Raw genomic sequence first — 11,309 nt, 5'->3', positions numbered from 1 at the left:
GCCCTCGGACATTCCGAGAGTCCTCGGAACATACCCGCCCCGGCACATACAAGGGTTAGGGTGAGGGGGAAAACTCGCGCGCGAACACGCGGAGGGACGCCGACATGGAGTACCGCAGACTGGGCCAATCCGATCTGGTGACATCCGTTATCGGATTCGGCGGATTTCCCATCGGACGGGGGCAGTACGGCCCGTTTGACGATGACGAGGCCATTCGCAGCATCCACCGAGCCATCGACCTCGGAGTCACGCTGGTCGATACCGCCGCCGGCTACGGGCTCGGCGAGGGCGAGAAGCTGGTCGGACGGGCGCTCAAGGGACGCCGGAACGAAGTCGTGCTGGTGAGCAAGGGCAGCACCGCGCCCGACAAGATGGCCGCGGACCTGGAAGGCAGCCTGGAGCGGCTGCAAACGGACTACCTGGACCTCTACCTGATCCACTGGCCGGACGCGAGCGTGCCCATCGCCGACTCCATGGGCGCCATGGCCGAGTTCCAAGAGCAGGGCAAGGTCCGCTACGGCGGCGTGAGCAACTTCAACGCCGCCCAGCTCGGCGAGTGCCTGGAGACGTTCCCGATCGTCACCGAGCAGATCGGCTATCACCTCTTCGACCGCCGACCGGAGGCCGAACTGTTTCCGTTCTGCCAGTCGCAGGGGCTCGGCGTGATGGCGTTCGGTCCCATGGCGCATGGGCTGCTGACGGGCGCCATGACGCCGGCAACGACCTTCGGCGAGGACGATTTTCGCAGCCGAGGCACGGTGTTCGAGCAGCCGCTGTTCGAGCGCGAGCACTTTCTGAGCTACCTGCGGCGGGTGGACCGGCTCAAGGCGGCAGCCCGCGACCGCGGCTTCACGGTGGCGCAGCTGGCGCTGGCGTGGGTGATGGCCAACCCGATCGTGAGCGTGGCGCTGGCCGGGACGAAGCGCCCCGAGGAGATCGAGGAGAACGTCCGCGCCGTCGAGTGGCGCATGACCGAGAGCGAGCGGGCCGAACTGGCCGCCATCGCGGCAGTCTCATAGAGGCAGACACCAGGAGCGCGACCTACAGTCGGGTACCAGTCGCTTCACGCAGGAGGCGCCAGCCATGACCGCATCAGACACAGGAGAGTCCACGGTTTCGACCATCGAGCTCGAGCTACCGGGCGCGCCGCCGGCCCGCTTCAAGCTGTTGTGGGAGGCGGCGCCGCAGACCTGCGCGGCAGTGACGGCGGGGCTGCCCGAGCAGGCCGAGTGCCTCCATGCGATCTATTCGGGGACTATCGCGGCGTTCTACTTTGACCCGACGGTCGTGGCGCCGATCGAGAACGCCACCACTTGCGTAGCCCCGGGCGACTTGATCTTCACGCACTACGAAGCCGGCACGCGGCACGGCCATCCGGGGGCGCTGAGCGAGGTCTACTGGCCCTACGACCGCTACGCCCGCCCCACCATTCCCGGGAAGTTCATCACACTCGAAGCCGCGAACGTCTTTGGGACGTATGACGGCCCGTCGGACATCTGGCAGGCCTTTGCCGGGCGCTGCGAGCGCCTGCGTTACGACGGCACCGCCACCATCCAGATCAGGATGTCCTAGCCCCGGCCTCGACGCCATTTGGCCGAGGGGCCGCAGCGCCTCCGTGGTAGCTTGCCGCACCTCACGACCTCCCGCGGGGATTCACTGTGCCTCCGGCTGCGCTCGCCCTGGTGTTTACGGCGGCCGCGCTGCACGCCGTCTGGAACCTGCTCGCCAAGCGCGGCCAGGGACATCCGGTGTTCTTCTGGCTCGCGCTGGTCATCTCGTCGGTGCTGTATCTGCCCGCGTTCGTCGTGAGCGTCATCCTCGAGCCGATTCCAGCGGCCGGTTGGGGCTGGATCGTGGCCACCGGAGCGCTGCACGCGGCCTATTTCTGGTCGCTGGCCAACGCCTACGCGCGCGCGGACCTTTCCGTCACCTATCCACTAGCGCGGGGCCTGGGGCCGGCGCTGGTGCTGGTCGTGAGCGTCTGGCTCGTCGGCGAATCGGTCTCGCCGACGGGGCTCGCCGGCGTGCTCACCGTGGTTGCCGGCATCTACGTGCTCAATCTGCGGAGTCTGCGCCTTAGCTCGCTGCTGGATCCGGCACGCGCACTGCTGCATCCCGGCGGTCGCTACGCGGCGTTCACCGGCGTCCTGATCGCCTCGTACACGCTGGTGGATAAGCAAGGCGTGTCCGTGGTGAATCCACTCACCTACGTCTACCTGATGTGGCTCATTGCCGCCGCGATACTCACGCCGGTGGTGCTGGCGCGCTATGGATGGCGTCCCTGGCGTCAGGTGTCCGTGTCCAAGCTCGACGTGACGCTGGTGGCCATCCTCTGTGTGGCTGCCTATCTCCTGGTGCTCATCGCGCTGACCATGGCGCCCGCGCCCTACGTCTCCGCCGCCCGCGAGGTCAGCATCCTGATCGGCGCGGCCCTCGGTATGACACTGCTGGGTGAGCCGCGGCACGCCCCGCGCTTCGTGGGCGCCGCCGCCATCGCCGCCGGGGCCGCGTTGGTGGCGCTGGCGTAGACCGCCGTCGGCCGGCCCCGCCGAGCGGCCTATGTAGTATCGTCCGCGAATCGCGGCCCCTCTCCTACCGGCGGCAATGGCAACAGCCGAACCCCTGTCCGACACAGCCTCCATAGACGCGGTGGCTTCGGCTGCCGTGCGCAGCGAATGGTCGATGGCGTGGCGGCGGTTGCGCCGCAACCTCGCCGCCATGGCCGGCGGCGTGGTGCTGATTCTGTTTGCGCTGTGCGCCATCTTCGCCGACCTCATCGCGCCGGAAGGCATCAACACCAAGCCGACGCTCGAGTCGGTGCTCGAGAACCGCCTGCTCCCGCCCTGGTCCAGCGGCACCCGCGTGGGCGAGAGCGGTGAAGTGGAACCGGCGTTCTTTCCCTTTGGCACCGACGACATTGGCCGAGATGTCTTCAGCCGCGTGGTCCACGGCTCGCGCATCTCGCTGCGGGTCGGGTTCGTGGCGGTCTTGCTGGCCGGGGCCGGCGGCACGATTCTCGGCATGGCGGCCGGCTATTTCGGCGGGCGGATCGACATGGTCATCAGCCGCCTGCTCGACGTGCTGTTGGCGTTTCCGGGGCTGCTGCTCGCCATCGTGATCGTCGCGTCACTCGGGCCCAGCCTCACGAACGCCATGATCGCCCTGGGCGTGGCAGGCGTTCCCTTCTATGCGCGCGTGGTGCGTGGATCGACGCTCTCCGCCAAGGAGTTCGGCTACGTGCGGGCGGCGCGCGCCATCGGCATGCGCGACACCCGCATCATCGTGCGCCACATCCTGCCCAACATCCTCAGCCCCATCCTGATCATGTCCACGCTGGGGCTGGGCTCGACCATCATCTCGGCAGCCGGACTCAGCTTCCTGGGCCTGGGCGCCTCGCCGCCCACGCCGGAGTGGGGCTTGGAGATTGCCCAATACCGCGCGGTGCTCGCCCTGGCCCCGTGGATCTGCATCTTCAACGGGCTGGCGCTGGCCTTGACGGTGCTGTCGTTCAACATGCTGGGCGACGGCCTGCGCGAGGCGCTGGACCCGCAAGCGAGCGCCTGGGCGCAGTAGCCCCGTCCGTCGCGGCGACTGATTCCTGACCGACCGAAAACCCGCTGACTGGTATCCTCACGCACAGGTTCGGAAAGCCAAATATTTGGGGAGGAAATCATGGATCGTGGCAAGTCTCTGAGTCGTCGAAGCGTCCTGCGTGGCGGGGCCCTGGCCCTGGCGGGCGGCGTCGGCGTTGCCGCGCTCGCAGCCTGCGGCGAGGGCGAGGTAGAGATCCGAGAAGTCGAGGTCGAGAAGATCGTCACCGTGACCGAGATCCAGCAGGTCGAGGTCGAGAAGGTGGTGACGCAGGAAGTCCTCAAGGAAGTCGAGAAGGCCGTCGTCGTCGAGAAGGAAGTCGTCGTCGAAAAGGAAGTCATCGTCGAGAAGGTCGTCGAGATCGAGGCCGAGACGGTCGCGCGCGGCGTTCAGACGGGCGTCAACCTCTTCCGCTCCGACGAAGCCGTCCCGCTCGACGAGTGGAACCCGACCCGGGGTGGCCGCATCACCTGGGGTTCACCGGGCCCGATCACGTCGCTCAACCCCGTGCGCATGGACCTATGGTCCTATCGCAACGGCTTCCCGATGTACGAGAACCTGTACACGTGGGCGCCGGGCAACAAGATCATTCCGTGGCTGGCCGCTGACCTGCCCGAGCTGTCCGCTGACCGCCTGACCCGCCGCATCCCGTTGCGCCGCGACGTGAAGTTCCACGACGACACGCCGTTCAACGCCGAGGCCGTGGCGTTCAACTTCATGCTGTTCCTGGACGAGAGCCTGGAGCGGGGCGAGGTCGCGGGCAAGGTCGGCGACGTCGAGAGCGTCACGGTGGTGGACGAGTTCACTGTCGATCTGAAGACGAAGACCCCGCAGGCGCTGTTCATGCAGGTGCTTGCCGATTTTCATATCACGTTTGCCTCGCCGCAGGCCTATATCACCTACCGTGAGGACATCGCGCGCAATCCGGTCGGCACCGGCGCCTACAAGTTCAAGGAGTGGCAGGAGCAGGTTTCGGTCACCTTCGAGCGGAACGATGACTACGCCTGGGCACCCGCATGGGCGAGGAACAAGGGGGCGCCGTACCCGGACGAGATCGTCACCCAGATTCTGGCGCAGGACGCCGTAGCCCGCGCGGCGGCCTTCGAGGCCGGCGAGGTGGACTGGATCCAGCACTTCCAGTTCATCGACTTGGAGCGCTTCGCAAAGCAGGACAACCGCATCATCCTTGGACGATTGGCCCCGGGCATGCCGTGGTTCCTGCACATCAACTCGATGCGCTGGCCCACCGACGACATCGTCGTGCGCCAGGCGCTCAACCACGCCATCAACAAGAAATTGGTCGTCCAGCGCGGCAACGGCGGCATCCCGCGCATCGCGGGCAACATCCTCACGCCGGGCACCATCGGCTACAACCCGGACATGGAAGACCTCTACCCGTGGGACGTCGGCAAGGCCAACCAGTTGCTGGACGACGCCGGCTACACCCGCGGTGAGGACGGCTTCCGCTACCGCGACGGCCGGCGCATGCAGGTGGAGTTCCCCAACACGCCGAACCCGTTGAGCGAGCTGTACAAGCTGGACATCGAGTCCGGCATCGGCATCTTCGTGGACATCCCGAACGTCGAGTTCGCGACCTACATCAACGACATGGCGCAAGGGAAGTACACCCACCAGTGGACCGGCGGGCGTGGCCCCGACGCCGACGTGCTGTACGCCAAGTACCACACGTCGAACTACGGGCTGCCGGGCCGCGCGTTCGCGTTCCTCAACTACAACGGTGAGCCGGGCGTGGCGACCGAGGGCGACCCCATCGACGCACTGCTCGACGGGGCCCGCGCCGAGTTCGACGAGTCCAAGCGCGCCGAGATGTGGATGGAGGCGAACCGCCTGATCCAGGAGGCCGCCGTCAATCTTCCGCTGTCGGACGCCATGGGGCAGTGGTTCTACAACCGCGACCAAATCGGCGGCATAGCGCACTCCACGGTGCACGAACCACCCACCGCGCTCGACTTCTACGACAAGAAGGGCGGCTAGCGCCTAGGGAGATCGGCGCCGTCGCCGGGCGGGTCAGGGACCGCTCGGCGGCGGCGCCGATACTCCTTCGCGCGCCCGCGTAGACGATTAAAGGGACCCACGACCAACAGCTTCCGCGCGGTGCAAATCGCCCGCGCGGGCTGGTATCCTCTCGCGCACAGGCCCGGAGAGCCTGCAATTGGAAGGAAGGTCTATGGATCGTGGTAAGTCTCTGAGTCGTCGACACGTCCTGCGTGGCGGGGCTTTGGCCCTGGCAGGCGGCGTCGGCGTCGCCGCGCTCGCAGCCTGTGGCGAGGGCGAGGTGCAGATCAGGGAAGTCGAGGTCGAGAAGATCGTCACCGTCACCGAGATCCAACAGGTCGAGGTCGAGAAGGTGGTGACGCAGGAAGTCATCAAGGAAGTCGAGAAGGCCGTCGTCGTCGAGAAGGAAGTCGTCGTCGAAAAGGAAGTCGTCGTCGAGAAGGAAGTCATCGTCGAGATCGAGGCCGAGACGGCGGCGCGCGGCGCACTGAAGGGGATCAACCTCTTCCGCTCCGACGAGGCCGTTCCGCTCGGCGAGTGGAACCCGACCCGTGGTGGCCGCATCACCTGGGGTACGCCTGGTCCCATCACGTCGTTCAACCCGGTGCGCATGGACCAGTGGTCCTACCGCAGCGGCTTCCCGATGTACGAGACCTTGTACACCTGGGGACCGAACAACCGCATCTTCCCGCGGCTGGCCGCCGACATGCCCGAGCTGTCGGATGACCGCCTGACCCGCCGCATCCCGTTGCGGCAGGACGTCGTGTTCCACGACGGCACACCGTTCAACGCCGAGGCGGTGGCGTTCAACTTCATGCTCTTCCTGGACGAGAGCCTGGAGCGGGGCGAGATTGCGGGCAAGGTCGGCGACGTGGAGAGCCTCACGGTGGTGGACGAGTTCACCGTCGATCTGAAGACAAAGACGCCGCAGGCGCTCTTCATGCAGGTCCTCTCGGACCGTCAGATCACATTTGCTTCGCCGCAGGCCTACATCACCTACCGCGAGGACATCGCGCGCAACCCAGTTGGCACCGGGCCGTACAAGTTCAAGGAGTGGCAGGAGCAGGTCTCCGTCACCTACGAACGGAACGAAGACTACGCGTGGGCGCCGGAGTGGGCGACGAACAAGGGGGCCCCGTACCCCGACGAGTTCGTCATCCAGATCCTGGCGCAGGACGCGGTGGCCCGGGCGGCGGCCTTCGAGGCCGGCGAGGTGGACTGGATTCAGCACTTCCAGTTCATCGACATGGAGCGCTTCGCGAAGCAGGACAACCGCGCCATCCTTGGGCGGATGTCTTCGGGCATGCCGTGGTTCCTGCACATCAACTCGACACGCTGGCCCACCGACGACATCGTCGTCCGCCAGGCGCTCAACCACGCGGTGAACAAGAAGCTCGTGGTGCAGCGCGGCAACGGCGGGATCCCGCGCATCGCGGGCAACATCCTCACGCCGGGCACCATCGGCTACAACGAGGCCATGGAAGACCTCTACCCGTGGGACGTCGGCAAGGCCAACCAGCTGCTGGATGACGCTGGCTACGCTCGCGGCGAGGACGGATTCCGCTACCGCGACGGCCAGCGCATGCAGGTGGAGTTCCCCAACACGCCCAACCCGTTGAGCGAGCTGTACAAGCTGGACATCGAGTCCAGCATTGGCATCTTCGTGGACATCCCGAACGTCGAGTTCGCGACCTACATCAACGACATGGCGCAAGGGAAGTACACCCACCAGTGGACCGGCGGGCGTGGCCCCGACGCCGACGTGCTGTACGCCAAGTACCACACGTCGAACTACGGGCTGCCGGGCCGCGCGTTCGCGTTCCTCAACTACAACGGTGAGCCGGGCGTGGCGACCGAGGGCGACCCCATCGACGCACTGCTCGACGGGGCCCGCGCCGAGTTCGACGAGTCCAAGCGCGCCGAGATGTGGATGGAGGCGAACCGCCTGATCCAGGAGGCTGCCGTCAACATCCCGCTGGCCGACGCCATGGCGCAGTGGTTCTACAACAGCGACCAGATCGGTGGCGTGGCGCACTCCACGCTGCTCGACCAGGCGTTCGCGATGGACTTCTACGACAAGAAGGGCGGCTAGCGTCTAGGGAGTTCAGCACCGCCGCCGGGTCTGGGTGGCCGAGGATGGGCGGAAGCCTCGGCCGGGACCTGCCCGCGGACGAGCCTCGTGCTTGTCGCGGAACAGGTCGACGCAGGCCCGGCGGCGGTCTGCGTTCCTGCCCCGCGCAGCGGTTTTCCGCTCCGTCGGTCTTCGGCTCTAGTCGCCGAAGTATTCGTCGTGGCCGCCGAAGGCCGCCCGCAGCCGCTCGACGTCGGCGGCAGGCAATGGTCCGCGCAGCACCGCTTCGACGTTCGATTCGAGATGGGCCGGGTCTGCCGTTCCCGTCAGCACGCACGCGACCTCCGGGGGCGCGGCCGCAAAGCGGTAGGCCGCCTCGATCACCGACTCCACGTCGCCGTGCACGAGCCAGTCAAGCGGCTGCGCGTCTGGCACTAACCCAATCGGCGCCAAGCCTTCGGCCTTCATTCGCCTCACCACCTCGCGCAGATGCGCCGGATCGGACATGGCGCGTCGCACGGGCGTCATGGCGACCACGCCTACGTCGTGCACGCGGGCCGGCGTGAACACATGCCGTTCGGCGGCATGGGTGAGCAGGTTGTAGTTCGGCATCACCACGTCGGGCCATCCGTCGGCGACGGCGCGGCCCACCATCACCGGCCATCCGGAAATCCCGACGAACCGCGCCAGGCCGTCGTCCTTGAGGCGTAGCAATTCGGGCACCTGGCGCTCGCGGCAATCGTCGTAGAGCTCCGGCCGCAGGGCGTGAATCAGCACAATGTCCACCACGTCCCGCCGGAGCCGCCGCAGGCTAGCTTCGACCGATGGACGAATGACGCTCGGAGGCGCCAAGGGCGGCGCGTCCGCATGCACGTCGACCACGCTCGGATACTTGGTCGCGATCACGGTCTCATCTCGCGGCACGCCGTCCAGCGCATGGGTGAGCAGCGCTTCGCTGTCGTGATAGACCGGCGCGGTGTCGAAGTAATTGATTCCCAGGTCGAGCGCGCGTCGGACGAATGCGCGAGCCGCGTCGGGCGTGGTGCCGCGAGTCTGGCCCAACTGGCTTGGCCCGCCGGTGCCGAGTCCCACCAGCGACACTTCGAGGCCCGTCCGGCCCAGGCGCCGATACTCCATCAGCCAGATCCCGGCGCCGGCGCGCCGTTCCTAAAGGAACGCCGGCAGCTTGTCGGCATCGATCTCCACGCCAAAGCCGGGCGCGTCGGTCGGTCGCACTCGGCCATTCCTGGGCACGACCGTGCCCGGCAACAAGGGACCATTCTCCAGCGGAACCCCCGGCGCCGTGGCGAGGTACCACTCGCCAAGCGGGATCGCCGGGAGGGCGAAGAGGGCGTGCTGCCCATACGGACTCCCAGCCCCGCCGTGCGGAATGACGGACAGTCCCGCCGCGTCCGCGATGGCGCAAATCTTGAGCAGGGGCGTCAATCCGCCCACCCACGCGATATCCGGCTGCAGGATGTCGACCAGTCGGCGCGACGCCGCATGCTGGAATGGAAACGGCGTGTACCAGTGCTCACCCGTCGCCAGCGTCTGCCAGGGTAGGCGCGCCCGCAGCTGCGCGTAGCCGTCGAAGTCCTCCGGACGGAGCATCTCCTCGATCCAGGCCAGGCCGAAGGGGCGCAGCGATTCCGCCAACTGCACGCCGTACTCCACGTCCAGCATCATCCAGCAGTCAAGCATGAGCTGCGCGTCATCGCCCATGCACTCCCGTGCCGCCGCCACGCTCGCGACGTTGCGCTGCATGCCGTCCAGCCCTTGGTCGGGACCGAAGGGACAGGGCACCTTCACGGCCGTGAAGCCCAACTCCTTGACCCAGTCAACGTCGCCGCAGGTCGCGTAGCACGGCACGTAGTCTCGGGCCGGTCCGCCAAGCAGTTCGTAGACGGGCCTATCCATCACCTTGCCCTTGAGATCCCACAGCGCCAGGTCAATGCCGCTGACGGCGTACGACGCAAGACCGGTGGCGCCGAAGGGCGTGCACAGCCGGACCAGCATGTCGTACAGCCGCTCGGTCGCCAGCGCGGGCTCGCCGATGATCCGCGGCCCCAGGTAGTCCTGGATGACGGCGGCCACGGGACGCCCGTATCTCCCGGGGCCCACCCCCTGCGTGCCGTCCTCGGCCGTCACGACGACGAGGAAGTCCGGCCAGTCCGGCACCCAGCACAGCATGTTGGACTCGGCGGGGAAATAGCGCGACATCGGATTCGCGATGGGCTTCCGCTCGAGCCAGCCGGGGCGTCGCCGACCCGCATCGGGATCGCGAACGGGCAGCCAGAGCTCTTTGGTCTCGACGCTTGTGATCTTCAACTCGCGAGGGCACCGCTGCCAGGCTGTGCGCAGTGTCTCACGAGAGCGAATCCGCAACCTCGCCCCTGGGGTGAGGATGCACGCCGCGGCATCCTTCGCATCGTCGGCAGCGTGCTCGCCGGATGACCCGTCGGCTACACTGCCGAGCCTGAGGCCACTCGAAGGATGGTTAGGCTCAAACCTACACGAGGCGCCTCGTAGGACCGTCCGCACGGTGAGTTAGGAGCAGGCGCAACATGGGGCGATATATCGTCCGGCGGTTGCTCGCCGCTATCCCGGTGATTCTGGGCGTCCTGCTGCTGGTGTTCGTCTTGCTGCGCCTGATCCCCGGCGATCCCGTCACGGTCTTCTACTACAGCAGCGACGCGGGCGGCACGTCCAACACATCGGTTTCGATCGAGGCCCTCGAGCAAGCGAAGGCGAAGCTGCACCTCGACAAGTCAATTCCCGAGCAGTTTGTCTACTACATCTGGGACGTGCTGCGGCTCGACCTTGGGCGCTCGTTCCGCACCAAGCAGCCCATCACGGATGTGATCGCGGAGCAATTCCCCTCGACGTTGTTGCTCACGCTGGCCGGCATGGCGGTGACGCTCTTCATCGGCCTGGTGGCCGGCGTGATTTCGGCCATGCGCCATCACACCTGGGTCGACTACACAAGCCAATTCATCGCGGTGCTGGGGGTTTCCGTACCCAATTTCCTGATCGGCCTGCTGCTGATCTACATCTTCGCCATCAATATGAATAACTTCCTGCCGGCCATTGCCAACGGCAACGGCAAGGAGCTCATCATGCCCGCGCTCGCCCTGGGTATCGGCGGCGCAGCGATTGTGGCCCGGCTCACCCGCTCCTCCATGCTCGACGTGATGAGCCGCGACTACATCCGAACCGCGCGCTCGAAAGGGGTGCGCGAGAGCACGGTCGTTTGGGGCCACGCGCTCAAGAACGCGCTGATCCCGGTGGTGACGATCGTGGGCTTGCAGTTCGGCAGCCTGCTCATCGGCGCGGTGGTCATCGAAGTGGTGTTCAGCCGCAAGGGCATCGGCTTCACGCTGGTCAAGGCCATCCTCACGCGCGACTACACCGTGGTGCAGGCGCTGGTGATGCTGGCGGCCACGATCTACGTGATTGCGAACCTCCTCGTCGACATTCTCTACACCTACATCGATCCGCGCGTCCGGCTCGCGTAGGCAGGCGCCCCACACTCCGACGATCGACGGCACGGACGCCACGCGCCACGGCCCGGGTTTTCAGGAATCTCTATATCCTCTAGGCTGGCGCGTTCCGGCGACGCGCGAACGGTGCC

General features: G+C 66.7%; 9 protein-coding genes. 7 read left to right on the top strand and 2 right to left on the bottom strand.

Annotation, left to right across the window (positions count from 1 at the left end; translation table 11 throughout):
* Positions 1-104 precede the first annotated feature (104 nt).
* From OXG79_05640 to OXG79_05615, 6 genes are all read left to right on the top strand, one after another.
* A complete protein-coding gene (locus OXG79_05640) occupies positions 105-1,019 on the top strand; it encodes an aldo/keto reductase (GenBank protein MCY3783250.1) in 915 nt (304 codons plus the stop codon).
* A gap of 64 nt (positions 1,020-1,083) precedes the next feature.
* Positions 1,084-1,572 carry a DUF3830 family protein gene (locus OXG79_05635; GenBank protein MCY3783249.1) on the top strand — a complete coding sequence of 163 codons (489 nt, stop codon included), beginning with the start codon at positions 1,084-1,086 and terminating at the stop codon, positions 1,570-1,572.
* A gap of 86 nt (positions 1,573-1,658) precedes the next feature.
* On the top strand, positions 1,659-2,528 hold the full coding sequence (locus OXG79_05630; GenBank protein ID MCY3783248.1) for an EamA family transporter: 870 nt from the start codon (positions 1,659-1,661) through the stop codon (positions 2,526-2,528).
* 154 nt (positions 2,529-2,682) lie between these two features.
* Positions 2,683-3,573 carry an ABC transporter permease gene (locus OXG79_05625; GenBank protein MCY3783247.1) on the top strand — a complete coding sequence of 297 codons (891 nt, stop codon included), beginning with the start codon at positions 2,683-2,685 and terminating at the stop codon, positions 3,571-3,573.
* A gap of 99 nt (positions 3,574-3,672) precedes the next feature.
* Entirely contained in the window at positions 3,673-5,586 is a 1,914-nt protein-coding gene (locus OXG79_05620; protein MCY3783246.1) for an ABC transporter substrate-binding protein, read from the top strand.
* Between the two features lie 244 nt (positions 5,587-5,830).
* Positions 5,831-7,699 (top strand): ABC transporter substrate-binding protein, encoded by a 1,869-nt coding sequence (locus OXG79_05615; protein MCY3783245.1) that lies wholly within the window; start codon positions 5,831-5,833, stop codon positions 7,697-7,699.
* A 177-nt stretch (positions 7,700-7,876) separates the two neighbouring features.
* Here OXG79_05615 and OXG79_05610 read toward each other — a convergent pair whose 3' ends face one another.
* Positions 7,877-8,815, bottom strand: coding sequence for an aldo/keto reductase (locus OXG79_05610; protein MCY3783244.1), 939 nt, complete (start codon positions 8,813-8,815; stop codon positions 7,877-7,879).
* 30 nt (positions 8,816-8,845) lie between these two features.
* On the bottom strand, positions 8,846-10,006 hold the full coding sequence (locus tag OXG79_05605) for an L-rhamnonate dehydratase (protein MCY3783243.1): 1,161 nt from the start codon (positions 10,004-10,006) through the stop codon (positions 8,846-8,848).
* A gap of 236 nt (positions 10,007-10,242) precedes the next feature.
* Here OXG79_05605 and OXG79_05600 point away from each other — a divergent pair, with 236 nt between their 5' ends.
* Positions 10,243-11,193, top strand: coding sequence for an ABC transporter permease (locus OXG79_05600; protein ID MCY3783242.1), 951 nt, complete (start codon positions 10,243-10,245; stop codon positions 11,191-11,193).
* The last annotated feature ends 116 nt before the right edge of the window (positions 11,194-11,309 follow it).

Source organism: Chloroflexota bacterium (assembly GCA_026706485.1).
Lineage (GTDB): Bacteria > Chloroflexota > UBA11872 > UBA11872 > UBA11872 > JAJECS01.
This window is presented reverse-complemented; position numbering and strand designations above follow the sequence as displayed.